Genomic DNA, 24,279 nt, shown 5'->3' with positions numbered 1-24,279 from the left:
AAAGAAGGAATATAAAATGGCAGCAAAAGATGTAAGATTTGGTAATGATGCACGCGTAAAAATGCTTAACGGTGTTAACGTATTAGCTGATGCAGTAAAAGTAACATTAGGTCCTAAAGGTCGTAACGTTGTATTAGATAAATCTTTTGGAGCACCAACTATTACTAAAGACGGTGTATCTGTAGCTCGTGAAATTGAATTAGAAGATAAATTTGAAAATATGGGTGCACAAATGGTTAAAGAAGTTGCATCCAAAGCTAATGATGCAGCTGGTGACGGTACCACTACAGCAACCGTTTTAGCACAAGCTATTGTAAATGAAGGTTTAAAAGCAGTTGCAGCTGGAATGAATCCTATGGATTTAAAACGCGGTATTGATAAAGCCGTTGCAGAAGTGGTTGCTGAATTAAAAAATCTTTCTAAACCTTGCGAAACCTCAAAAGAAATTGAACAAGTAGGTACAATTTCAGCCAACTCTGACAGCGTTGTCGGTAAAATTATCGCTCAAGCAATGGAGAAAGTAGGTAAAGAAGGTGTTATCACTGTTGAAGATGGTACTGGATTGGAAGATGAACTTGCTGTAGTTGAAGGTATGCAATTTGATCGTGGTTATCTTTCACCATATTTCATTAACAAACCAGAAACCGGAACAGTTGAATTAGATTCACCATATATTCTATTAGTAGATAAAAAAATCTCTAATATCCGTGAATTATTACCAGTGCTTGAAGCTGTAGCAAAAGCAGGAAAACCATTATTAATTGTTGCTGAAGATGTTGAAGGTGAAGCATTAGCAACTTTAGTTGTAAATACTATGCGTGGTATTGTGAAAGTTGCTGCTGTGAAAGCGCCTGGTTTCGGAGATCGTCGTAAAGCGATGTTACAAGATATTGCGATCTTAACTGCTGGTACAGTTATTTCTGAAGAAATTGGTATGGAATTAGAAAAAGCAACCTTAGAAGATCTTGGTCAAGCCAAACGTGTTGTGATTTCTAAAGACAATACTACTATCATTGACGGTGTTGGTGATGAAGCACAAATTCAAGGTCGTATAGCACAAATTCGTCAACAAATTGAAGAATCTACTTCTGATTATGATAAAGAAAAACTTCAAGAGCGTGTTGCTAAATTAGCAGGCGGTGTAGCTGTAATTAAAGTTGGTGCGGCAACAGAAGTTGAAATGAAAGAGAAAAAAGCACGTGTTGAAGATGCGTTACACGCAACTCGTGCAGCCGTTGAAGAAGGTGTTGTTGCAGGAGGCGGTGTAGCCTTAATTCGTGCAGCAAATAAAGTTGCCGGATTAGTAGGTGAAAACGAAGATCAAAATGTAGGTATTAAACTTGCATTACGTGCAATGGAAGCACCTCTTCGTCAAATCGTAACTAATGCAGGTGAAGAAGCTTCTGTTGTTGCAAGTAAAGTAAAATCTGGCGAAGGTAACTTCGGTTATAACGCCGGTGCAGAAGTATATGGTGATATGTTGGAAATGGGAATTCTAGATCCAACTAAAGTAACACGTTCTGCCTTACAATTTGCTTCATCAATTGCGGGATTAATGATCACTACTGAATGTATGGTGACTGAACTTCCTAAAGATGAAAAAGCAGATTTAGGTGCTGCCGGAATGGGCGGTATGGGTGGAATGGGCGGTATGATGTAATCGCTTGTCAACCTAATTAATGTTCTATCAAAATGCCGACTTAATGTCGGCATTTTTATATGGATTAATCAAATTTAACTTCCGTAATATATTCACTGTCTAACGTAGCAATCGGTAAGTTTGATCCCTGCCAAGCCCGAACAACCTGCACTTTCATTAAATCTAAGGTATCCAATCCCGGTGTTGTACTTGGAGTATATTGTTGAGCAATCCGAGCAAGTTGAGTTAAGCCAAAACTAGATTCAATACTTGAACTAATCACAGCAATTAGACCTTGTTGATGAGCTTGTTCAATCAAACGAATACATTTTTCTAAAGAGCCGACTAATGTTGGTTTTATCACAATTGCCACCACCCCTTCTTGTGATTGCACTACAAAATCAGGCTCTCTTACCGTTTCATCCCAAGCTATCGCAATACCGGTATCCTGTGCAAACTGCAAACTTTCCTCCGGCGTTTTGCAAGGCTCTTCTAAAAATTGAATGCGGCTGCGATGTTCCGGTTTAACATATTTGGCAAACATTTCTGCTTTTGCCGGCGTCCAAGAACGATTGGCATCCAAGCGCAGTTTCAGATCGGGAATCGCTTCTAGAAACATATCGGTAATTAAACCGTCACGATTGGCTTCGTAGAGTCCTACTTTAATTTTGGCGATTTTTTCACCGGGAAGTTGATCCAATTCGGCATACAATTCATCCGGATCGCCATAACAAAGCGGCGCAGTTTTAAAATTACCTTGAGCAGTTAATTTATTTTGCATCTCTGCCAAAGCACAGCTTAAGCCGAAAGCAACGGAGGGATAACAGTTTTCAAGCGAGAGCTTCTCATTTTTAGCGCGTGCTTGATCCCACGCTTTCAACCACTCAATCGCTTGTTGTTGTGCTTGTTCTAACGTTTCTTGGCTAAATTCCGGCAACGGTGCAATTTCTCCCCAGCCCTCTTTATCATTACATTTAATTTGTACCAATAAACCTTCTCGTTGTTTCAAAAAACGGTTACGTAATACCACTTGGGAATCCATTGGAATTTGATAACGGTAAAGTTTATAGTGTCGTTCTGCCATAATGCTTAATTCCTTTTAGTAAAAAATATCTTTCGGCAAAGAGTATAACATCACCAGACAAAGGAAAATATATTATCTTTTTTGCATTTTAATGTAGATCGCAATACACTTACGCCCGTTTAAATTTGTAAAAGAAAAAGAGATAAATTATGAGAGTGTCCGACTTTTATTTTGACTTACCCGATGAACTCATTGCTCGTTATCCACAAAAGGAACGTAGTGCGAGCCGTTTATTAAAACTTGACGGTAATAGTGGTGAGTTTTCGCACCATCATTTTAAAGATGTATTAGATTTTGTGAATGAAGGTGATCTTTTAGTATTTAATAATACTCGCGTTATTCCAGCAAGGATGTACGGGCGAAAAAGTAGCGGTGGCAAGGTTGAAGTGCTTATTGAAAGAGTGCTTGATCAAAAAAGCTGTCTGGCTCACGTTCGGGCATCAAAAGCTCCGAAAGAGGGCAGCGAAATCATTTTAGGCGAGGATAAATTAGGTGAAGGAAAAGGGATTCGAGCAATTATGATCGGGCGTTCAGATTCTCTGTTCCATTTACAATTTGATATTGATGGCTCATTGTTGGATACCTTACAGCAAATCGGACATATTCCATTACCACCATATATTGATCGTCCAGATGAAGATGCCGATCAAGAACGTTATCAAACGGTTTATAGTAAAATACCCGGTGCTGTCGCAGCACCAACTGCCGGATTACACTTTGATGAAGCATTATTGAATGCCTTAAAAGCAAAAGGTGTAAAAATGGCTTTTGTAACATTGCACGTTGGGGCAGGAACCTTCCAGCCAGTACGTGTTGAAAATATCGAACAGCATCATATGCACGCCGAATATGCAGAAGTGCCACAATCAGTCGTTGATGCAGTATTAGCTACTAAAGCAGCTGGCAAACGTGTTATTGCAGTAGGCACAACTTCTGTTCGTTCATTAGAAAGTGCCGCATTAGCAGCGGAAGAGAAACAGAGTACACAATTAATTGAGCCGTTTTTTGCTGATACCACCATTTTCCTTTATCCTGGCAAAAAATTTCGTGTTGTTGATGCCCTGATTACTAATTTTCATTTACCGGAATCAACTCTCATTATGCTTGTTTCCGCTTTTGCTGGTTACGATAATATTATGCGAGCTTATCGTAGTGCAGTAGAAAATCGTTATCGCTTTTTTAGCTATGGCGATGCAATGTTTTTGATTAAAAAACAATCATAATTTTTAATCAATCTTTAAAAATGCGTACAAGTTTACGCGATGATTTAAACTTCGAACTGTTTATTCGTTGATGGAGAAAATATGAAATATCAATTAAAAAATACTGATGGCGGTGCTAGACGTGGTGAGCTGACGTTTGAGCGTCCTCAAGGAACCTTTACGGTACAAACGCCAGCGTTTATGCCGGTAGGAACATATGGCACTGTAAAAGGGATGACGCCTGAAGAGGTGCGAGCCACCGGTGCAGAAATTTTATTAGGAAACACCTTCCATTTATGGTTGCGTCCTGGGCAAGAAATTATGCGTAAACACGGCGATTTACACGATTTTATGCAATGGCACCGCCCAATTCTTACTGACAGTGGCGGTTTCCAAGTATTCAGTTTAGGTAAATTACGCAAAATTACAGAAGAGGGCGTAAAATTCCAAAATCCAATTAATGGAGAACGCATTTTCTTATCTCCAGAAAAATCAATGGAAATCCAATACGATCTTGGTTCTGATATTGTAATGATTTTTGATGAATGCACGCCTTACCCATCAACTTTTGAGTATGCAAAAAACTCAATGGAATTATCTTTACGCTGGGCAAAACGTTGTCGTGTTCATTTTGACAAATTAGGCAATAAAAATGCGTTATTTGGCATTATTCAAGGTGGCGTACACGAAAATTTACGACAAATTTCATTAGATGGTTTGTTAGAGATTGGTTTTGACGGCTATGCAGTCGGTGGGTTGGCTGTGGGAGAACCGAAAGAGGATATGCACCGTATTTTAGAATATATTTGTCCAAAAATCCCTCAAGATAAACCACGCTATCTTATGGGAGTCGGCAAGCCGGAGGATCTTGTTGAAGGAGTAAGACGCGGTATTGATATGTTTGACTGTGTAATGCCAACTCGCAATGCACGCAATGGGCATTTATTTGTTACTGACGGTGTTGTTAAAATTAGGAATGCTAAATATCGTGATGACACTTCCACACTTGATCCAGAATGTGATTGCTACACTTGCCGGCATTACACAAAATCTTATCTACACCATTTGGACAAATGTGGTGAAATTTTAGGCGCAAGATTAAACACTATTCATAATTTACGCTATTATCAACGTTTAATGGCACAAATTCGCCAAGCGATTGAAGAACAGCGTTTTGAAGCATTTGTCAAAACTTTTTATGAAAGAATGGGGAAACCTGTTCCGCCGTTAAACACTTCATATTAGAAATGCTTAGAGTTAATCCTTATTTTGTTTGATTAATACTTTCCAATAAAAAACTACCCCACAATAAAGTGGGGTAGTTTTTATCAATTATAATAAATATTATAGGTCAGCTTGGCTGATATTTTCCCTGGTTGCACTGATACCTTATCACTTACTCTATGATAATAAACGTTATAACTATGTGTTGCATTACCATTCAGCGGTTCTTGATTAAATTGGTAAAACCCCTTTTCATCTGGTTTAGGTTTATCAAAAAAATTGCCATTTGACGGTAAAGTATTCTTTTTCCTATAAACTAAAGGCTGGTTAGTAACGGCATCTTTCACAGTTAATACCGTTTTTGTAGTCATAGTTTCAGGTGAAGACAACATCCCAATATCTCTGCCGGTATTTGTTGAATCAATGGCATCAGTAAAAATAATATAAGCGTTTTTCACACTTTGTGTAGGGCAATTAAGCTTAATATCAAACCTTCCTCCCTGTACTTCTTTTCTCTCATTAAGTTCTTTTACAGTCACATCCTTTAGTTTAATCATTTGCTCTTTATCTGCAATCGAGCAAGTCCGAGCAAAATTAAACGTAAATGGCTGTGCTGCTTTAGCTGTTACAATAGTAAAAGCATTATAATTACTATTTATCTCATCGCCGCCTTGATACACATCCTTTGACCTATTTACACATAACATTGTTATTACTGCTAATGCATCTCCTTGTTTTATTTGAATAGGTTCTGGAGTGTTACTATATAACCAATTATTTCTTAATTTAAAACTTAAACTAAGTTGTAGACTGTTTCCACGTTCTAGTTGTGCTAATTGATAAGAACCTTGACCAATGATTCGCTTACCATTTACGGTAAGTACTTTTTTTTCAAAAAACTCATTCTTATCCATCAACGTGTCTTCATATTTAAATTCTATCCAAAATTTGTTATATTGATTCTTACCGAGACGGTCAAGATTTCGACAATATGAATTACTAATTAGTTCTCCTATATCTGCCTGATAAATCACTTCGTTATAATTAGTCGAAGAAAGAGTTTGAGGGTTTAAATACTTAACTATATGTTGTGATTTTGGTTTATTTGCTTCATCCTTACCAGTAAGGGGAACCGTTATAGTCTTACCTTCAACAATATATGTCGTTCCATACAATGGCTTTATCATAAACAATAAAATAATTAGCATAAAACCATAAATCATATTCCCTTTCATTTTTTCCCCTTTTAATAAAACTGGCATTGTACTGGCACAATAACAGGCATTGTGTTATCGCTCTCTTGTGGCAATTGGTAATTGATATGGCAACGTGTTTCGCCCCAAGAAAGTTTTAATTCACCACTTTCTGCAATGCCTCGAGTATAGATTGTGCCACCTTGTGCCACCACACCGACTGATTGATTATTTTGATCAAACACTTCTGTACCTAATGGTGGCAACTCTTTTTCATCATTAGTTAATTCAAAGAAGACAACCGCACCTTGCTCTGTTTCAAAATTCACTAATATCGCTTGATTGGCACGCGGAATTACCGATTGTTCTGTGGCTGATAGCTCAACCGTGCTTGGTAGTGAATTTCCATCCAGCCCGACATAGTTCATTGCATAAGGTTCAATATAAGGCACAATTCCGTTACCGAAGTAATCAATTTTATTACCTACCGAACCATTAATTAATGCCCCTTTTGCTCCTTTGGCGTGAATAATCGCAAAACTATCGCCTAAATCATTGGATAATGTAATGCCTTTTGGATGAGCCACCACCGCACCAGATGCACCAAATGATATTTGCTGGCTGCCTTTATTATCACGGCTCCAAGAAGCACTAAGGCGTGCTTGTGGGCTTGAGTAGTTATTGTTAAAGGAAATATTGCTGTTATCTTTCTGTTTGCTCACTGCAATATTGTAGTTATATTTGCCTTGTTCACCCAATGAGCCATATAACGAAGTTGAGGCGTAATAGCCATTTTCTTTATGATAATTAAGCGTTTGTGAAACATAGGCACTATTCGTGCTATTACCTAACGGCAAGGATAATGACAGATAAACTCTTCTATCATTTTTGCCATTGCTTGTTTTCCCTTGAGAAAAGGAAAGGCTGTAATTAAGTTTTTTATAGCTATTACCATAACCAATTTGGTATTCATTGCGCTTTTCGCTGCTATCCCAATAGGTATAGGTGCTACCATTAACATAAATACTGCCCCAATTGTCTTTAAACACTTGGCTAACTGTAACTTGGAATTGGTTCTTTGGGCGATAAGAATATGACGACATATCAATCTCTTGTCTGTCAACAAAATCACGATTGTTCGCCAATATCGTATCTTGCAAACTGTAATACTTACGGGACAAATAGCGATATGCAGCCAATGTTACATTTGTATTGGTTGGTTCAATATGGGTGTTATAGCTAAAATAGAGGTTATATCCTTTATATTTTTGCTGTGAATTAACAATCTTGGCATTTGAAAATGTTGCATTCCCTGAAAATGCCCCAATAGGTGTATTCACTGCCAAACCAATTAATTCTGAATGGTAATTTTTAGCCAATATCGCACCAAGGTTCAATGTTACATTATTAGTTAAACCATATTGCCAAGTGGCTTGTGCAACATTATCTAAAGTTTCATTATCATAACGGTAACGTCCCGCACTTAATTGATAGCGACTATAACCAGGGCGGATTAATTGTGCTGTAGCAGTGTATGGCACGGTAAAGGTGCGTTTCTCGCCATTTGCTTCTAACACTTCCACTTCAAGATCACCGCCATAACCGGTCGGGAACAGGTCATCAATGGAGAAAGCTCCCGCAGGTACAGACACTTCTCGTAATAGATTACCGTTTTGTCGAACGCTAACAATCGCATTCGTATTGGCAACGCCTCGTATAACTGGTGCATAGTAACGTTCAGAAGCTGCCAGCATTCTATCATCAGATTCTAACTGCACGCCTCGAATGGCGATACTGTCCATTAATCTACCACTGGTGTAAAAATCCCCGATAGTAAATTGACCGCGTAATAACGGAACATCGTGTTTAGCATAGGTTGCAATTCGTTGATAGCTCTGTTTTTGTTGATCAGTCCAAGTCTGAGAACCACGATGACGAAATGCCCAACCAAATAAATTAACACCTGCATCAATGCCCAAATAGGTTTGTTGAGCGTCTATATCTGAATATTTATAACGATAATGTGTGGCATCATAACGCACAAAAGCAACGGGCGTGCCATCTTGCCATTGTGCCGGTGAAATATAGCCTTGCGGACGTTGAGTGATTAATGCTTGAGCAATATTGACATCTAATCGCAATTGCCCCATATCAAAGTTCACTGTAGCTTCAGGCACCAGTTCAGAGAAAGAGTGACAATTTCCATTAATTGTTTTAGGCTTATCTGCAAACGCTTCACTTTTCAAATCTAACAAGGCAAGCAAATTTTCTGTTGCACATAATACAGAACGTTTTTGCTCAGGCACATCGCTATATTGAATGTTAATACGTCCAAGCAATTTCTCATTCAAATAAACATCTGCAATATATTCACCTGCCGGAACTGCGTTCTCATAACTAAAGCGTTGAACATCAATATTTTTTTTGCTTTCACTGCCAAATAAAAAATCAGCGTCAAACTCTACATATTCATTAGCATAGGCATAACTAAACCAGCTATTTAACAAAATTAATGATAAATAGCTCAGTTTAAATTTTGTTGGTTTGCTGAAAAATTTAGGTTTTATCATATTTATCATTAATGTTGCATAGTGCTAGTGCCACTTGGAGTCGCACCATAATCGTTGATAACAGTCCAAGTTACGGTTGTTGCTGTCGCTGGAAGAGCTTTATTTAATTGAAAAGTCGCTTGTGAGAATGGAGCTATCATATTCGCACTCACAGTTTCTGCGGTACCAACTTTCACTTCAGGATACGTGATGTAATACGGGGTTGGATTATCCACAAGCAATTGTTTACCTTGCCCACGCCATTTTACTTGTGAATAGGCATCGCTCGGTGAAATGGTTAATTCCACAGGGCGGAAAAAGAGTTTAATACGGCTACGCAAGGCGATTTGTAAATAATTTTGACTTTGGTCTTTTGGTTTTGGCGGAATATCTAACACATTTAAATAGAAAATAGATTCACGGTCTTTAGGCAATGATGCGCCAGTATAAGTAATACGCAATGTTTGCCCTTTATTTCCGTCAATACGAGAAATCGGTGGTGTAATCACAAATGGGGTTTTAATTGTTTCCGGTGCGGCTTGAGGGTCGCCATTGTCAATCCAAGCTTGAACTAAAGAAGGTTTTGTGCCGGCATTCGTAAGTTGCACACTCACTGTTTTTTGATTAGAAGGATAAATCACCCGAGTGCCGGTGATAACCACATTTGCTGAAACTGACATTGCCCACAAGGCGATGATGATGGTGAAAAAATATCTCAACATAAGCCCCTCTAATAAAACTCTCAATAAAACCATTAATAAAAGTGCAATAAAATAGATAAGTAAAAAATCGGGCAGGAAATCTGCCCGATAAGTAGAAAAAGATTATTCGTATGCAAGATTGTATTTCACACTTGCTTGCACCGGTCCAGCAGTTACACTGGCAGCCGTTGCATAGTACCGTGCTATATATTTAAAAGTAACACTGTTATCCGTGGTGTAAGCAACTTTTTGAGTTCCTGCCTGCGTTAATTCATCATCTGTAACTTTAATTGCTGAGCCATCACCGCGGAGCAATTGCACAGCCACACCTTCAGCTGGTGAGTTACTAGCTTTGTTTATTAACAAACCGTCCCTATTTACTTTATCTGGTTCATCCTCAAAATATGCATATACATTAGTTATAGGACCGCCACTTTTACGTATGCAGTCTTTTAACACAATATTAAATGGCTTTGGTGCTGCTGTAGTGCCTTGTCCAGTGAAATTTGCTACTTGAACAGTATCTAATACTACGTTCTTATCTGCACCACCTTCAATAGTACAAGTCATATCCTGTACTTTTCCAGTGAAATTAATATTACCACTAGCTACATGCGTTGAATCCTGCGCAAATGCACCTTGTGCTGATAAGCCCAAACCAACGGTAATTAAAGTTGTTAAAAGTAATTTTTTCATTTTTTTAAATACTCCTTCAGGATTAAGTTAATTTACGTGAAAGTATACATAAGTTTCAGGGGGGGGGGGCAAGTAAATTTTAATCAATAACTGTAAATTTATACGTAAAGGTAGAGATATTTAAAAAACGCTTTTAAATAAAATCAATATAATCAATATGTTAGCTTTTATAAACAAAAATTTAATATAACTACTCTATTTTGGAGTAAACAATATAAATAAAGAAAAAAAGCAAAAAAGTTGAATTTGTGAATTAAATCAAAAATGAATTTTGATACTAATAATATGAAAATGATTTTAGGATGGTAATAATCTGCACTTTAATCTTGAGCAATTTGAGCTGAGATTAAAAATGCAGATTTATTTATTCTTATTGAATAATGTTATTTACCACTGTCGCCATAGTTATTCAGCACACGTGCACTAGGGTCATTTACATTGCACCCTTCCCATTCTTTATTCGGCATCCAGAAACTTTTAATCCAATGGCTTTGCCCCGGATAGAATTTTTCAAAAATATCACGATAAAGCAATGATTCTTTGGTAAATGGTGTGCCGTATGGATATTTTTGTTTTGCCTGCGCCAACTCTTCATCGCTATATTTGCTTTCAGCAAAAGCTTTTAAGTGGTCAACCATTGAATGCCCTACTGCATCACTGAATGCTGCTTTTTCTCGATATAAAATGTTATCCGGCAGATAGTTTGTCCCCTCAAAGGCTTTGCGTAATAAATATTTCCCTTTGTTGTAAACATTCATTTTTTTCTCAGGGTTAATGCTCATTGCGTAATCAACGAAATCAATATCACCAAATGGTACGCGTGCTTCCAATGAGTTAGCAGCTAAACAGCGATCAGCCCGTAGTACATCATACATATATAATTCACGAATACGTTTTTGCGCCTCCTTTTGAAATTCTGCAGCATTCGGTGCAAAGTCAGTATATTTATAACCAAAAATTTCATCACTCACTTCACCAGTCAAAAGCACTTTTAAGTCTGTTTTTTCGTGAATATATTTACACACCAAATACATTCCAATACTGGCTCGAATGGTCGTAATATCCCAAGTTTCTAAATGCCAAATCACTTTTTCCAACGCATCCAACACTTCATCTTTGCTCATAATGACTTCGGTATGTTCAGAACCGAGATAATCGGCAACCTCTTTCGCATATTTTAAATCGATCGGATCGGTATCCATTCCAATCGCAAAGGTTTTGATTGGTTTATCCAAGTGTTTCTGCGCAATCGCACATACTAAGGAGGAATCTAAACCGCCACTTAACAGAAATCCGAGCGGTGCATCAGAATGCAAACGCTTAATCACTGCTGTTTCAAGTTTTGTTCTCAATGTTTGTGTGATGGTATCAAGATCTTGATCACGCATCACTTTCGGATCGGCAATATCGTTATAGCAGATAAATTCACCGTTCAAATAATAGTGTCCGGGTGGGAATGGTTGAATGTCACGACACCAGCCGATAAGCCCTTTCGCTTCGGAAGAGAATGCGATGCCGCCGCTCTCTTTATCAAAACCATAAAACATTGGGCGAATGCCGATGGGATCACGTCCGGCAATTAAATCGCCGGTGTGGCTGTCTTTTAATACCAACGCAAATTCCGCATCTAACATTTTCATCATCACATCCACACCGACACGTTGATAAAGTGGGATAAGCACTTCGCAGTCACTGCCGGATTGAAAACTGTAACTACTTGATAATAAAGATTTTAGTTCTTCGTAGTTATAAATTTCTCCGTTACAGATTAAGGAAATGCCTTCATATTGGAACGGTTGGTTGCCTTGTGAGCTTAAATCCATAATAGATAAGCGATGGAAGCCCCAAGTGGCATCATCCGCATAAATAACGGCTTGATGATCCGGCCCTCGATGAAAAATATGATCAAAACTCTGTTTAAATGCACCGGATGTTTGTGCTGAAGATGAAAAAACGAATCCACACATACGAAAGTCCTCTTATTATCTTTTATAAGTTGTTAATGGCTATATATCATAGCAGTAAATTAGATTTTATCTAGTATTTCTAGTAAAAAATTATTATTTTTTACTTAATTTATTCTTTGTTGTTTTGTTTTTATCAAAAAATTGCGCTTAAAATTAATTTTTATCTATTTTTATCTTGATTTATGTACTGAAGCGTTTTGTCATACATTTTGTTATAGTAACGGCTCTAAATTGAGAGGAGGAGTTTTCTATGTTGTCTTGCCCTAAGTGTGAGAAAAAAGTGAATGAAGAGTTGGATTTTTGTCCGTTTTGTCAAACGGCACTACACGATGAAGCTGCAAAGCGCGTTTATCAGCAGAGATTATCGCAGGATGTTGAACATCGTCAGGCAATGAATAAGCAAAATGCAAAAGTACAACTGATTTGGTTTGTGATTTTCGTGGTTGTGATTGGAGGATTATTGTGGTGGAAAAATTAATTCCTATGAAAACAAGTGAATATTGGTTATCTTGGTTTGATCGAACATTAGCTGTAATTTCAGATTATGCGATAAATGTCATCGCATCTATATTGGTGATTTTTTTAGCTCACTTTATTTCAGCTCAAATTAAAAAATTTTATAAAAAACATCTTCACCAAGATTCTTCTAATCAAGTGCATAACATTAACTCAGTTATTGCGTTTACATTACGCATTTTATGCTTGCTGATAGGTTACTTTATTGCAATTCATTTATTAGGGCTACAAGGCGTTTTAACACAAATATTAGCAAGTGCTGGGGTAATCGGTATCGTTGTTGGTTTTGCAACTAAAGAGACTATTGGTAATTTCTTTTCTGGTATGTTAGTGAACATATTAGTGCCGTTTAAAGTTAATGATTGGGTGAATATCAATGGTCAATATGGATGTGTCGAGAAAATAGGGACTTTTGTAACAACGGTGTTAACCGAAGATGGGCAACGAGTGCATATTCCCAATCAACTAATTTATTCACAAAACGTAATAAATTATTCTTCATTAGGAAAAAGAGTTGCGGTGGTTTCTACCGGAGTATCTTATGGTGATGATTTACAAAAAGTTAAAGCGGTTGCATTAGATGAAATTGGGAAATTGTCGGGATTATTATTGGATGAGGAAAATCAGCCTCATTTCTTTTTTACTGAAATAGGCGCTTCTACCTATAATTTTGAATTACGAGTGTGGGTTGAATTTATTGACCACGATCAGTATTTAGAATGTATTCATCAAATGATAATGGCGATTAAAAAACGTTTTGAACAAGAAGATATTTCTATTGCATATAATGTTACAACACTTGATTTTGGTGTAAAAGGTGGTGTGAATTTGTATGATAACCCGATACAAATTAAACAACTGAATTAAGATTAAGTTGACATCCTCCCCGCCCTAAAGGACGGGGATTCCTACCAGTGCCCATTTAAAACAATAGGCTACTCTCGGTGGGTTCTTGCTGCTGACCGCTAATGCGATTCACTTCACAAGCTCTACGGGCATGTCCTGCCCTGACATTTTATTACGCGTGGACGATAACTCGCCCACGCCCCAATACATTTAACGCGCCAACCACATCGGCATTTTCTGTGTAGCCACATTCTACACACTCAAAATTAGCCTGTGTTTGGCGATTTTCTTTTGCTACATGACCACAACAAGGGCAAGTTCGACTGGTATTTTGCGCTGGCACTGCCACTAAAAATCCACCTTGCCATTGCGTTTTGTAGCTCAACTGACGGCGAAACTCAAATCACGATTGGTCGAGTATCGAACGGTTTAAACCTGATTTTGCAGCAACATTTTTGCCTGGTGTTTCCGCCGTACCTTTGGCGGATTTCGACATATTTGCCACTTGCAAATCTTCAATGTAAATCATTGCGTGGTTTTTGCTGATTTGGGTTGAGATTTTATGCAAAAAATCTTTGCGGCAATTAGCGATTTTATGATGCAATTTGGCGATTTTTGCCTTTAATTTCTGCCAATTTTGGCTAAATTTGACCTTGTTTTTAAGCCGTTTTTGCAGTTTTGCCAATTTGCCTTTATAGGTTTTAAACGCATTCAACGGTTCAAAAAACTCACCATTTGAAAGTGTGGCAAATCGTGCCACGCCCATATCAATACCAATTTCACCGCCGTTGTGTATTGGAATTTGATATTCAAACTCGGTCTGAATACTGACGAAAAAGCGTCCACATTTCTGGCTGACAGTGACATTTTTGATTTCGCCGATGACCTCACGACTATTGCGATAACGAACCCAGCCGATTTTTGGTAGCCAAATGCGGCTATTTTGTTGCTCCAGCTTGCAACCTTGTGGAAAACGAAAACTTTCTTTTACGCCTTTTTTCTTGAATTTTGGAAAATCTGAACGCTGTTGGAAGAAATTTTTAAACGCATTTTCAAGGTCTTTTAACGACTGTTGCAGCACTTGCGAATGACATTCTTTTAGCCAAACTAATTCTTTTTTCCATTGTGGAAGCAAGTTGGCGATTTTAGTGTAACTGAACTTAAAGCTGTTATCTTGCTCGTATTGTTCATTTTGCCAAGCCAATGCCCGATTGAACACAAAACGAGAGCAACCACAGAACTGTTTAATTCTGCGGATTTGGTTGCCGTTTGGCATTATCTCGAACTTAAAGGCTTTGCGGAGTAACATACAAAAATAGGAGTGTAAAAATGGTGCTATTTTATATTGTTATTGATTTTTCGCCAACATCGACAACAACAAACGCCAGATTCGCTTGTGCCTTATATCTCCGCCCTGAAGGGCAGAGTTTTACGGCACTGTTTGATAAAATAGGCAAATGCCATTTCTCCGGAAAGGATAAAAGCTGTGATTCTAGAGAATAGCCCTAGCACTAATAAAATACCACCGACTAATTCTAAAACACCGCCAATTCCCAATAATGAGAAAACAGATAAGCCATCAAAAGCGGAAACGTGTGGGAGTGCAAATAATTTGGCGCTGCCGTGCAGTAGGAAAGTGTAACCGGCAACGATGCGCAATAAACCTAAACCGTAATGGCTTAATGATTGAGAGTTAGACATAAATTATCCTTTTTTAATTAAGTAGTGAAAACGTGAGTTAGTATATTGATTTCATAATCTGAAAACGATATGGTTTTTAGAAAAGTATTTTTTCTTAATAGGAAATGATAATGGACACTTTACAGAGTATGAAAGTATTTCGACAGATAGTCGAAAAAGGCAGTTTTAGCAAAGCCGCAGAACAGTTGAATATGTCCACGTCAATGGTAAGTAAACATTTATCAAACTTAGAACATTATTTGCAGGCAAAATTATTAAATAGAACAAGCAGGCGTTTAAGTTTAACCGAAGTTGGTACAGATTATTATCAACGTTGTGTGGTGGCATTAGATGATCTTGAAGAGGCAAAACAGATAGCGAGTCAAGGAACGATCCATCCGCAAGGGACATTAAAAATCACTTTACCGGTTTGGTTTGCAACAAGGCGTTTCGCAGAATTTTTAGCTGAATATCAACATCGCTATCCTCAAGTGAATTTGCAGCTTTCGTTGGATAATCATCACACTGATTTGGTTGGTCAAGGTTTTGATTTGGCGTTAAAAGTTACCGCACATCCAGCAGAAAATTTAATTGTAAAACCCTTAGCCAGCTTGCCGTTTTTCTGGGTTGCTAGTCCTAAATATATTCAGCAGTTTGGACAATTAAATGAGCAGTCGTGGACGCAACATAAAGGTTTAATCCCAACTTATACACAAGTCGATCATCATTTTATTGATATTATCTCAAGCAATAATACCTTAATGTTGTATCAGTTGGCATTGGCAGCTCAAGGCATTGCTTATTTGCCTAGTTTCTTGTGCGAGGATGATTTAAAGCAAGGAGATCTGCAAATTGTGCCACATCCGGCAAACAGAAATCATACACTATATGCTGCTTATATGAATCGAGAATTTATGAGTGCGAAAGTACGCAGTTTTATTGATTTTATGGCAGAGAAGTTCCTGAGTTATCCGTTAAAACATTACGATTTTTAGCAAAGGTAGAAAGGAAAAGTGATGGGAAAATCCCATCACTTTTAAACAGTTAAGCTTCTAATGTTTTCGGTTTAATCATTGCATACAACACACCGGTAACAATACTACCAGCTGCAATAGCCACTAAATAAAGTAATACCGGCTGAATAGCACCCGGAATTGCAAGCACAAAAATACCTCCGTGTGGCGCCATTAACTGTACACCAAACAGCATTGATAACGCTCCTGTTAATGCACCGCCAATCATACAACTAGGAATCACACGCATTGGATCACGGGCAGCAAACGGAATTGCTCCTTCGGAAATAAAGCATAAACCAAGAACAAAAGAGGCTTTACCGCCTTCCAATTCATTTGCATTGAATTTTTTGCGAGCAATAAAGGTGGCTATCCCCATACCTAATGCCGGCACCATACCTGCTGCCATTACAGCCGCCATAGGTAAGTAGGAAGCAGATGCTAATAGACCAACACCAAAAGTATAGGCAGCTTTATTTACAGGACCGCCCATATCAAAACACATCATTGCTCCAAGGATAATGCCAAGCACAACTGCACTGCCTGATTGCATTCCTTTCAAGAATTCAGTCATACTGTTCATTACCCAAGCTACCGGTTCACCAACGATATAAATCATAATTAAACCGACAAACAAAGTAGAAAGGAATGGAATAATCAAAATCGGTTTTAGGGCATTCATTGTTTGTGGCAATTTAACGTGATCATTGATCGCTTTAGCGATATAACCTGCCAAGAAACCGGAAATAATACCACCGATAAAGCCAGCACCAAGCGAGCTTGCCAACATACCGCCAACAAGCCCCGGAGTAAGCCCCGGACGGTCAGCAATAGAGTAAGCGATATAACCGGAAAGAATCGGAATCATCAATGCGAATGCGCTACCGCCACCGATTTTCATCAATGCGGCTGCCAATGTTCCTTCTTCTTTGAAAGCTTCGATACCGAATACGAAAGAGAGCGCAATGATAAGACCACCGGCAACCACCATTGGTAACATATGAGAAACACCGGTCATTAAGTGGCTATAAATGCCTTTTTTCTCACCTTTTTCTTTGCTTTCAGTTTTCGCCGTGGCGTTATTATCCTGTTTATGGTGATAAACTTTAGCCTCTTTAAACGCTTTTTCAAATTCCTGTGCGGTTTTCTTTAACGCTAAACCGGTTGAAGTGTGGTACATTTTTTTACCATCAAATTTGCTTAAATCAACGTCAATATCGGTAGCGATAAAGGCAAGATCGGCAGCAGCAACATCTTCAGCTGAGATTAAGTTGCTGGCACCAACCTGACCACGAGTTTCGACTTTTACGTTCCAACCCTGTTTTTGGCAATAGGTAGAAATCGCTTCCGCCGCCATAAAAGTATGAGCTACACCGGTAGGACAAGCAGTAACTGCAACGATATTTAATGGACGATCACTCGCAACGGTTTCGGCTGGAGCGTCTGTTGGTGCTTGATAATCTGTTGCTGATGTGAGGGCTTGTTGTAAGGTTTGCTCCGGTGCATTAAACGCCTGTTCAAAAGCTGTTAAAAATACTTTTTTACCGGCAAGCTCTGGATTATTTGGTAATTTATCGCCTAAAACTAATACAAGATCGGCATCTTGTGCCTGTTCAACCAGCTGGTGGTTTTGCTGATTAGCAATTTTACTAACCATTTGTTTTAACAAGTAAAGCGTTGCATTACCACGTTTTTCTTGTGCTAATAAAAAAATCTTCATAGATTATTCCTCAATTTTGGTGATTTTGACTTGGTCAATAAGTTGATGCAATGCTTGATGATCGGCAACACCAACATTACTTTGTGCAACTGCTAATGCAGAAACGGCAGAAGCGAAACGTAGTGTTTGTTCTTTTGAAAGCTGTTGTTCTGTGCCGTAAATTAAACCGGCAACCATTGAATCACCAGCGCCGACCGTACTTACCACATTAGTGCATTTTGGTGGTTGAGCCTGCAAAACACCTTCATCATTAATCCATAATGAACCTGCTGCCCCCATTGAAATAATAACATTAGCAATACCTTGCTTTTTCAACTGCTTAGCGGCATCAATAATTTCTGTTAATGAATTGAGCGGTTTACCAATCCAAGCTTCCAACTCACGATGATTTGGTTTTACTAGCCACGGATTTGCTTTTAAACCGGCAGTGAGAGCCTCATTGCTGCTGTCTAAAACGACTTTAGTATGCTGTCCAAGTTGTTGTAACCAAGCAGTAAATGCTTGTGGAGAAATGCCTTTCGGCAAACTACCACAGACAGCAACCAAATCGTAATCTTTAAAATCCTGTAGCGATTGTTCAACAAAACATTGCCAATCCGTTTCAGAGACTTGATAACCTAAGAAATTTAAATCGGTTACATCCGCTTCAGTTTCAGTAACTTTAACGTTAATTCGAGTTTTTCCGGCAACACGTTGAAAACGATCATCTAACCCAAGTTGTTGAAAAAGTTGAATAAAATCGCCCTGATTCTCTTTCCCAAGAAATCCACTGACACTGACATCCAAATTGAGGTCGTGCAATACTTTAGCAACATTAATTCCTTTACCAGCCGGATAGATCCCTAAGGTTTCAACAGTATTCACTTCACCAAGTTGAATGCGAGATAAACGCCCGACCAAATCGAAAGCTGTATTTAATGTAATAGTCGCAATGCGAGGCATTTTACTCTCCTAAACCGGCATTAATTGCTTCGCCGATACCTTTTAATGCTTGTTCTGCATCCTCACCCTGAGCAATAAAGCATAAACGTTGACCTTTCGTTGTACCTAAACCAACAACTTTCATTAAACTTTTCGCATTCACAAAACCGGTATCTCGATCAATATTTTTCACTTGGATCGTTGATTTATATTTTTTCACTTCATTGATAAGCACTGCTGATGGACGAGCGTGAAGACCGTGTTCATTTTTGATAGTAAAAGTAGCTTCCAATTGCTCCTCTGAGGCAGACACTGTTGATGTAGCAGATGCCGTTGTGTTAGCAGTAGCAGGAACTTCTTCAACTTTGCCTTGCAATGCTGCAACAACTTGCGTAGCAGAGCCGTTGAGTAACTGTTGTTGGCATTGCGGATCAAGTAGATTTGCCAATAACTTCTCAATACTGTCATCTACATTAGCGATAGTAACTAAACCGGCAATAGTTTTATTATTATTTTGGAAAGCCTGTTTCGGACGAGCAAACGCAATTGCATTTTTTTGGTTACCGTTAACGCTGTCATTAACCCAAAGCCCATTGCCTAAAGGCAGAGCAGCAGAAGCAATAACATCACTAACGAACTGATTATCAACCGCTTTGGCTTGTTGTAAGTTGCCGGCATTAATTGCTGTTAAAGTTAACAAGCTGGTGGTATCAATATTAAGAGAAACTAATGTTTCATCCACAATATTACCATTATTGTCGCCATTAAAGAGGGCAATAAATTCTTGAGTATCAGTGGTTTTTGCAAGTTTTTCAGCAATATCTTCATCACCAAGTAGGTGAGTTAATTGACGTAAAATAGCAAGATGTTCATCAGATTTTGCTGCAATACCGATAACTAGATATGCGATATTATCATCGCTCCATTTTACGCCGTTAGGAAATTGGAATATTTGTACACCGGTTTGTTTTACTAAATGACGAGTATCCAGTGTGCCGTGAGGGATCGCAATACCATTCCCTAAAAATGTTGAAGTTTGTTGTTCTCGAGCAAGCATACCTTGTAAATAACCCTCTTCAACCAGCCCTTTTTCAACAAAGGCTTGGGCAACAGCAGTAATCGCTTGTTGTTTGTCATCGGCTTGCGCCGCAAGATGGATGTCTTTTTCAACGAGATTAAACACGATTGGACTCCTTAGATTATGAGTGACTAAAATAAATTGCACAATTTTAACTCAATTTATTTTATTTAGTAAAAAAATTATGCAGAAAAAACCTATTCTTTGATTTAAAAGGGTATTTTTAAAACCTTGCTAAACCGTTTTAGATATTTAGCAGGTGAGAATAAGGTATAAAAAAATCGGGAAGCTCTCCTGCTTCCCGATTTATTAAAAAGTTTAGGTATCTCATCTAGATAAATAGGCTTCCCCATAAGAAACCGAATAGAACGGATAAGAAAATGGCAATTACCCCCGGAATAATAAATGGATGGTTAAAGACAAATTTCCCGATACGGGTTGAACCAGTATCATCCATTTCTACTGCCGCAATTAATGTTGGATAAGTCGGTAATACGAACAATGCAGATACCGCCGCAAAAGCCGCCACAGCAGAAAGTGGAGAAACCCCTAACAAAATAGCTGTTGGATAAAGTGCTTTTGCAGTCGCTGCTTGTGAATAAAGCAATGTACTTGCAAAGAATAAAATTACCGCAAACATCCAAGGATAATTTTGTAATAAATCAGCAGAAACTTCTTTGATTTCATTAATATGACCACCAACAAAAGTGTTACCTAACCAAGCAACCCCCATTACACAAATTGCTGCAGACATACCTGACTTAAATGTTGCCGCTGAAGTGATTTTGCTAATATCAATTTTACAGAAAATAACAATTAATGCGGCTGCCCCTAACATAAAGCTAATAATCGCTTCGTTACGAGGTAAAACCGGATTCTCAACTAAACCAACGGTTTTACTAATTAATGTCGCATAGAACATCACGATGATAACAGTCGCTAAGAAGATCGCAACAGAGCGTTTTGCATAAGGTTGCACTTCAATCTGAGATTCACCACGTAATTTAATTAAACCTGCCGCTAAACGACGTTGATATTCTTCGTCATCTTTTAAGTCTTTACCTAAGAAGTTACAGATAAAGGCGGTAATCATACAGGCTGCGAACGTAGTAGGAATCCAGATTGCTAATAATTCGATGTAACCAATCCCATAATTTTTTTCGATTTCTCCAGCAAGATAAACAACAGCAGCAGAAATTGGTGAGGCGGTAATAGCAATTTGTGAAGCAACAGTAGTAATGGACAATGGACGAGAAGGTCTAATACCTTGTTCTTTCGCTACTTCAGCCACCACTGGAAGAATTGAAAATGCAGTGTGACCTGTACCAGCACAAACAGTCATAAAGTAACCTACTGCCGGTGCAAGGAAAGTGATATGTTTAGGATGTTTACGAAGTACGTGTTCCGCCCATTTAACTAAGAAATCCATACCACCTGCGACCTGCATTGCAGCGATTGCCATAATAACAGACATAATGATAGAAATAACATCAAATGGAATTTCACCCGGTGTTAATCCTAATAACGCTAATGCAACAACACCTAAACCGCCAGCAAAACCGATTCCTATTCCACCAAGGCGAGTACCTAAAAATATAAAGAAAAGTACAACTAAAAATTGTAACCAGATCATATAAGTTCCTTATTTAATTTTATGATTTACACACAACAAATAAGCGTTAATTAAGATTAACGCTTTGTGGTTAATAATTTTATCAGTTTTTATATCAATATTGTTGAGCTAGATCTAAATAATGATGTTATTACACTGTTTCACGAGAGTGACAGATTGATTTTTCTTCAGGAATTGTTTTTATCCAAAAGAAAAAACACCAATATTCGATCAAAAGTAATAAAAGAATTACGATCTTACCTATGATATTTGGTAAGGCATAAAAAGAGAGTGCCATCATTATTGTTGAGATTAATAAAATGGAACGTTTCGCGCGTTTTGTTAAAGCTCGTTGTTCATTAAATGTTTTTAAATATTTATGATAAACCTGAGTCTGTTTAAACCAGTTTTCTAGCCTAGGGGAACTTTTTCCAAAGAAAAAAAGCGTACAGAGCAAAAAAGGCGTTGTCGGTAAAAGTGGGAGGAAAGCACCGAGAATGCCTAAAGCTAAACAAGTAAATCCAAGAAAAATATAAATATAGCGTAACATTAGCCTTTTCTTTGTTGAGAATTATTCTTAATAAGATAGCAGTTTTTGTGAAAAAAAGAAATGAGAAAGAAAAGAAAATGATCTACACCGCTGATTAACCACTCTTATCAATTAATCTTTCAGTGTAGATCAAATGTTGTTGTTAATATTCTAATTTTGGCAGTGATTGGTTTTCAATAACATCCTGATCCACAACCACTTTCTTTAATCCCTCTAAAGAAGGAAGATCGTACATTGTATCTAATAAAACACCTTCGACAATGGAACGTAATCCTCTGGCACCAGTTTTACGCGCAAGTGCTTTTTTGGCTATTGCTGTTAATGCCTGTGGCGTAAATTCCAATTCTACATTTTCTAGTTTAAACAATGCCTGATATTGTTTGATTAACGCATTTTTCGGTACAGTTAAAATACTGATTAATGCCTCTTCATCTAGTTCCGCTAATGACGCTACAACCGGTAAACGACCAACAAATTCAGGAATTAAACCAAATTTGATTAAGTCTTCGGTTTCTACCTGTGCAAATAATTTGCTGATATCATTCTCTTTTTCTTTGCTTTGTACATTTGCATTGAAACCTATTCCACGATCTTTATGAGTGCGTTTTTCGATGATTTTATCCAATCCGGAAAATGCACCTCCACAAATAAAGAGAATTTTTGAAGTATCCACTTTCAAAAACTCTTGCTGTGGATGTTTTCTTCCGCCTTGAGGTGGAACAGATGCGATTGTACCTTCAATTAGTTTCAATAATGCTTGTTGTACCCCTTCACCGGAAACATCTCTAGTAATCGATGGATTTTCAGATTTACGAGTAATTTTATCAATTTCATCAATATAAATAATGCCCTGTTCCGCTTTTTCGGTATCGTAATCACAATTTTGTAATAACCGTTGAATAATATTTTCAACATCTTCACCGACATAACCGGCTTCAGTTAACGTTGTCGCATCGGCAATTGCAAAAGGAACATTAATTTGGCGAGCCAATGTTTGTGCCAATAACGTTTTTCCACTTCCAGTCGGACCGATCAGCAAAATATTACTTTTCCCTAATTCAACATCAAGCTCTGTTTCATTGTTACGTAGGCGTTTGTAATGATTATAAACAGCGACAGAAAGGATTTTTTTTGCTTGATCTTGTCCGATTACATAATCATCCAAATGCGCACGGATTTGATGTGGTGTAGGTAGCTTTTCTAGCGTTTTTCCTTGCTCTTGCTCTTTTTGCTGCTTATTAGCTTCTTCCATCAATAAATCGTGGCACGTTTCCACACATTCATTACAAATATAACCGGATACTCCGGCAATCAATTTGCTCACTTCGTGTTTCTCTTTACCACAAAGTGAGCAGTAAAATTTCTCATTATTCTCTGGTTTATCTGACATAAATTTCTCACTTATAGTTGGCGATGAGTTAATACTTCATCAATTAAACCATATTCTTTAGCTGCCTGAGCAGACATAAAGTTATCACGATCAGTATCACGTTCTACAACTTCCAATGGTTGACCAGTATGGAAAGCAAGACGTTGATTTAAAGTATCTTTGATTTTAAGAATTTCTTGTGCGTGAATTTGAATATCTGATGCCTGACCACGATATCCACCTAAAGGTTGATGGATCATAATACGAGCGTGTGGAAGTGCAAAACGTTTTCCTGCTGCACCACCCGCTAATAAAAATGCTCCCATAGAACAGGCTTGTCCCATACAAAGCGTACGAACATCAGGTTTAATAAATTGCATTGTGTCATAAATTGCCATTCCGGCAGTAACTACACCACCAGGTGAGTTGATATAAAGATTAATATCTTCATCAGGATTTTCCGCTTCAAGGAATAATAATTGAGCAACAATTAAGTTAGCCATATTATCCTCTACTTGACCGTTAAGAAAAATTACACGTTCTTTAAGCAAGCGAGAATAAATATCGAAAGCACGTTCACCACGAGCAGTTTGTTCGACAACCATTGGAACTAATGCCATATTTTCTCCTATTTTGTAGCTAATCTTTTTAATCGTAAAAAGAATAGAAAAAGTGCGGTATAGATTAACCGCACTTGATGAATGTAGAATAATTTTGTG

At 37.9% G+C, this 24,279-nt stretch carries 20 protein-coding genes and 1 pseudogene; 6 read left to right on the top strand and 15 right to left on the bottom strand.

Annotated elements, in window-relative coordinates; translation table 11 throughout:
- Nucleotides 1-16 precede the first annotated feature (16 nt).
- Nucleotides 17-1,660 carry a chaperonin GroEL gene (gene groL / locus JP36_RS00965; RefSeq protein ID WP_039171044.1) on the top strand — a complete coding sequence of 548 codons (1,644 nt, stop codon included), beginning with the start codon at nucleotides 17-19 and terminating at the stop codon, nucleotides 1,658-1,660.
- A 64-nt stretch (nucleotides 1,661-1,724) separates the two neighbouring features.
- Here groL and menC read toward each other — a convergent pair whose 3' ends face one another.
- Nucleotides 1,725-2,723, bottom strand: coding sequence for an o-succinylbenzoate synthase (gene menC / locus JP36_RS00960; protein ID WP_039171041.1), 999 nt, complete (start codon nucleotides 2,721-2,723; stop codon nucleotides 1,725-1,727).
- 149 nt (nucleotides 2,724-2,872) lie between these two features.
- Between menC and queA the strand changes: the two genes are divergently transcribed.
- A complete protein-coding gene (queA, locus tag JP36_RS00955) occupies nucleotides 2,873-3,946 on the top strand; it encodes a tRNA preQ1(34) S-adenosylmethionine ribosyltransferase-isomerase QueA (RefSeq protein WP_039171038.1) in 1,074 nt (357 codons plus the stop codon).
- 81 nt (nucleotides 3,947-4,027) lie between these two features.
- A complete protein-coding gene (tgt, locus tag JP36_RS00950; RefSeq protein ID WP_039171036.1) occupies nucleotides 4,028-5,170 on the top strand; it encodes a tRNA guanosine(34) transglycosylase Tgt in 1,143 nt (380 codons plus the stop codon).
- Nucleotides 5,171-5,253: 83 nt separating this feature from the next.
- Here the strand turns inward: tgt and JP36_RS00945 are convergent, their stop codons facing one another.
- From JP36_RS00945 to asnB, 5 genes are all read right to left on the bottom strand, one after another.
- Nucleotides 5,254-6,384, bottom strand: a complete 1,131-nt coding sequence (locus tag JP36_RS00945; protein ID WP_039171033.1) for a fimbrial protein — start codon at nucleotides 6,382-6,384, stop codon at nucleotides 5,254-5,256.
- Nucleotides 6,385-6,395: 11 nt separating this feature from the next.
- A complete protein-coding gene (locus JP36_RS00940) occupies nucleotides 6,396-8,912 on the bottom strand; it encodes a fimbria/pilus outer membrane usher protein (RefSeq protein ID WP_052119425.1) in 2,517 nt (838 codons plus the stop codon).
- An 8-nt stretch (nucleotides 8,913-8,920) separates the two neighbouring features.
- Complete coding sequence (locus JP36_RS00935) at nucleotides 8,921-9,613, bottom strand: fimbria/pilus periplasmic chaperone (protein WP_039171028.1); 693 nt, start codon at nucleotides 9,611-9,613, stop codon at nucleotides 8,921-8,923.
- Between the two features lie 102 nt (nucleotides 9,614-9,715).
- Complete coding sequence (locus tag JP36_RS00930; RefSeq protein ID WP_039171024.1) at nucleotides 9,716-10,288, bottom strand: fimbrial protein; 573 nt, start codon at nucleotides 10,286-10,288, stop codon at nucleotides 9,716-9,718.
- A 383-nt stretch (nucleotides 10,289-10,671) separates the two neighbouring features.
- A complete protein-coding gene (gene asnB, locus JP36_RS00925; protein WP_039171021.1) occupies nucleotides 10,672-12,255 on the bottom strand; it encodes an asparagine synthase B in 1,584 nt (527 codons plus the stop codon).
- A gap of 250 nt (nucleotides 12,256-12,505) precedes the next feature.
- On the opposite strand from asnB, the gene JP36_RS00920 reads away from it, so the two are divergent.
- Nucleotides 12,506-12,733, top strand: a complete 228-nt coding sequence (locus tag JP36_RS00920) for a DUF7575 domain-containing protein (RefSeq protein WP_018345820.1) — start codon at nucleotides 12,506-12,508, stop codon at nucleotides 12,731-12,733.
- A complete protein-coding gene (locus tag JP36_RS00915; RefSeq protein WP_039081044.1) occupies nucleotides 12,721-13,638 on the top strand; it encodes a mechanosensitive ion channel family protein in 918 nt (305 codons plus the stop codon). The genes JP36_RS00920 and JP36_RS00915 overlap by 13 nt, the downstream gene beginning before the upstream one ends.
- A gap of 151 nt (nucleotides 13,639-13,789) precedes the next feature.
- Here JP36_RS00915 and JP36_RS00910 read toward each other — a convergent pair.
- Together JP36_RS00910 and JP36_RS00905 are read right to left on the bottom strand one after the other, a co-directional pair.
- Nucleotides 13,790-14,926: pseudogene (locus JP36_RS00910) on the bottom strand (RNA-guided endonuclease InsQ/TnpB family protein).
- A 92-nt stretch (nucleotides 14,927-15,018) separates the two neighbouring features.
- Nucleotides 15,019-15,318, bottom strand: coding sequence for a DoxX family protein (locus tag JP36_RS00905; protein WP_234702131.1), 300 nt, complete (start codon nucleotides 15,316-15,318; stop codon nucleotides 15,019-15,021).
- A gap of 110 nt (nucleotides 15,319-15,428) precedes the next feature.
- Between JP36_RS00905 and JP36_RS00900 the strand changes: the two genes are divergently transcribed.
- Entirely contained in the window at nucleotides 15,429-16,292 is an 864-nt protein-coding gene (locus tag JP36_RS00900; RefSeq protein ID WP_039135241.1) for a LysR family transcriptional regulator, read from the top strand.
- A gap of 49 nt (nucleotides 16,293-16,341) precedes the next feature.
- On the opposite strand, the gene fruA is transcribed toward JP36_RS00900, so the two are convergent.
- The 7 genes from fruA to clpP all read right to left on the bottom strand — a co-directional run bounded on the left by fruA (nucleotide 16,342) and on the right by clpP (nucleotide 24,180).
- On the bottom strand, nucleotides 16,342-18,030 hold the full coding sequence (gene fruA, locus JP36_RS00895; RefSeq protein ID WP_039171017.1) for a PTS fructose transporter subunit IIBC: 1,689 nt from the start codon (nucleotides 18,028-18,030) through the stop codon (nucleotides 16,342-16,344).
- A gap of 3 nt (nucleotides 18,031-18,033) precedes the next feature.
- Nucleotides 18,034-18,972 carry a 1-phosphofructokinase gene (fruK, locus tag JP36_RS00890; protein WP_039135236.1) on the bottom strand — a complete coding sequence of 313 codons (939 nt, stop codon included), beginning with the start codon at nucleotides 18,970-18,972 and terminating at the stop codon, nucleotides 18,034-18,036.
- Nucleotide 18,973: 1 nt separating this feature from the next.
- Nucleotides 18,974-20,134, bottom strand: coding sequence for a fused PTS fructose transporter subunit IIA/HPr protein (gene fruB / locus JP36_RS00885; RefSeq protein WP_039135233.1), 1,161 nt, complete (start codon nucleotides 20,132-20,134; stop codon nucleotides 18,974-18,976).
- A gap of 226 nt (nucleotides 20,135-20,360) precedes the next feature.
- Nucleotides 20,361-21,662, bottom strand: coding sequence for an anaerobic C4-dicarboxylate transporter (locus tag JP36_RS00880; RefSeq protein ID WP_039135230.1), 1,302 nt, complete (start codon nucleotides 21,660-21,662; stop codon nucleotides 20,361-20,363).
- 130 nt (nucleotides 21,663-21,792) lie between these two features.
- Nucleotides 21,793-22,191: a YbaN family protein gene (locus tag JP36_RS00875; RefSeq protein ID WP_039171014.1), complete on the bottom strand. Its 399-nt coding sequence runs from the start codon at nucleotides 22,189-22,191 to the stop codon at nucleotides 21,793-21,795.
- Nucleotides 22,192-22,333: 142 nt separating this feature from the next.
- On the bottom strand, nucleotides 22,334-23,581 hold the full coding sequence (clpX, locus tag JP36_RS00870) for an ATP-dependent protease ATP-binding subunit ClpX (RefSeq protein ID WP_039171011.1): 1,248 nt from the start codon (nucleotides 23,579-23,581) through the stop codon (nucleotides 22,334-22,336).
- An 11-nt stretch (nucleotides 23,582-23,592) separates the two neighbouring features.
- The gene (gene clpP / locus JP36_RS00865) at nucleotides 23,593-24,180 is read right to left on the bottom strand and encodes an ATP-dependent Clp endopeptidase proteolytic subunit ClpP (RefSeq protein ID WP_013745609.1); all 588 of its coding nucleotides are present in this window, start codon (nucleotides 24,178-24,180) and stop codon (nucleotides 23,593-23,595) included.
- Between the last annotated feature and the right edge of the window lie 99 nt (nucleotides 24,181-24,279).

This window comes from Gallibacterium genomosp. 1 (assembly GCF_000771875.1).
GTDB lineage: Bacteria > Pseudomonadota > Gammaproteobacteria > Enterobacterales > Pasteurellaceae > Gallibacterium.
This window is presented reverse-complemented; position numbering and strand designations above follow the sequence as displayed.

What these genes read in the sequence shown, in the direction of transcription:
- groL (WP_039171044.1), top strand. Translation starts at nt 17, where the DNA reads ATGGCAGCAAAAGATGTAAGATTTGGTAATGATGCACGCGTAAAAATG.
- menC (WP_039171041.1), bottom strand. Translation starts at nt 2,723, where the DNA reads ATGGCAGAACGACACTATAAACTTTACCGTTATCAAATTCCAATGGAT.
- queA (WP_039171038.1), top strand. Translation starts at nt 2,873, where the DNA reads ATGAGAGTGTCCGACTTTTATTTTGACTTACCCGATGAACTCATTGCT.
- tgt (WP_039171036.1), top strand. Translation starts at nt 4,028, where the DNA reads ATGAAATATCAATTAAAAAATACTGATGGCGGTGCTAGACGTGGTGAG.
- JP36_RS00945 (WP_039171033.1), bottom strand. Translation starts at nt 6,384, where the DNA reads ATGAAAGGGAATATGATTTATGGTTTTATGCTAATTATTTTATTGTTT.
- JP36_RS00940 (WP_052119425.1), bottom strand. Translation starts at nt 8,912, where the DNA reads ATGATAAAACCTAAATTTTTCAGCAAACCAACAAAATTTAAACTGAGC.
- JP36_RS00935 (WP_039171028.1), bottom strand. Translation starts at nt 9,613, where the DNA reads ATGTTGAGATATTTTTTCACCATCATCATCGCCTTGTGGGCAATGTCA.
- JP36_RS00930 (WP_039171024.1), bottom strand. Translation starts at nt 10,288, where the DNA reads ATGAAAAAATTACTTTTAACAACTTTAATTACCGTTGGTTTGGGCTTA.
- asnB (WP_039171021.1), bottom strand. Translation starts at nt 12,255, where the DNA reads ATGTGTGGATTCGTTTTTTCATCTTCAGCACAAACATCCGGTGCATTT.
- JP36_RS00920 (WP_018345820.1), top strand. Translation starts at nt 12,506, where the DNA reads ATGTTGTCTTGCCCTAAGTGTGAGAAAAAAGTGAATGAAGAGTTGGAT.
- JP36_RS00905 (WP_234702131.1), bottom strand. Translation starts at nt 15,318, where the DNA reads ATGTCTAACTCTCAATCATTAAGCCATTACGGTTTAGGTTTATTGCGC.
- JP36_RS00900 (WP_039135241.1), top strand. Translation starts at nt 15,429, where the DNA reads ATGGACACTTTACAGAGTATGAAAGTATTTCGACAGATAGTCGAAAAA.
- fruA (WP_039171017.1), bottom strand. Translation starts at nt 18,030, where the DNA reads ATGAAGATTTTTTTATTAGCACAAGAAAAACGTGGTAATGCAACGCTT.
- fruK (WP_039135236.1), bottom strand. Translation starts at nt 18,972, where the DNA reads ATGCCTCGCATTGCGACTATTACATTAAATACAGCTTTCGATTTGGTC.
- JP36_RS00880 (WP_039135230.1), bottom strand. Translation starts at nt 21,662, where the DNA reads ATGATCTGGTTACAATTTTTAGTTGTACTTTTCTTTATATTTTTAGGT.
- JP36_RS00875 (WP_039171014.1), bottom strand. Translation starts at nt 22,191, where the DNA reads ATGTTACGCTATATTTATATTTTTCTTGGATTTACTTGTTTAGCTTTA.
- clpX (WP_039171011.1), bottom strand. Translation starts at nt 23,581, where the DNA reads ATGTCAGATAAACCAGAGAATAATGAGAAATTTTACTGCTCACTTTGT.
- clpP (WP_013745609.1), bottom strand. Translation starts at nt 24,180, where the DNA reads ATGGCATTAGTTCCAATGGTTGTCGAACAAACTGCTCGTGGTGAACGT.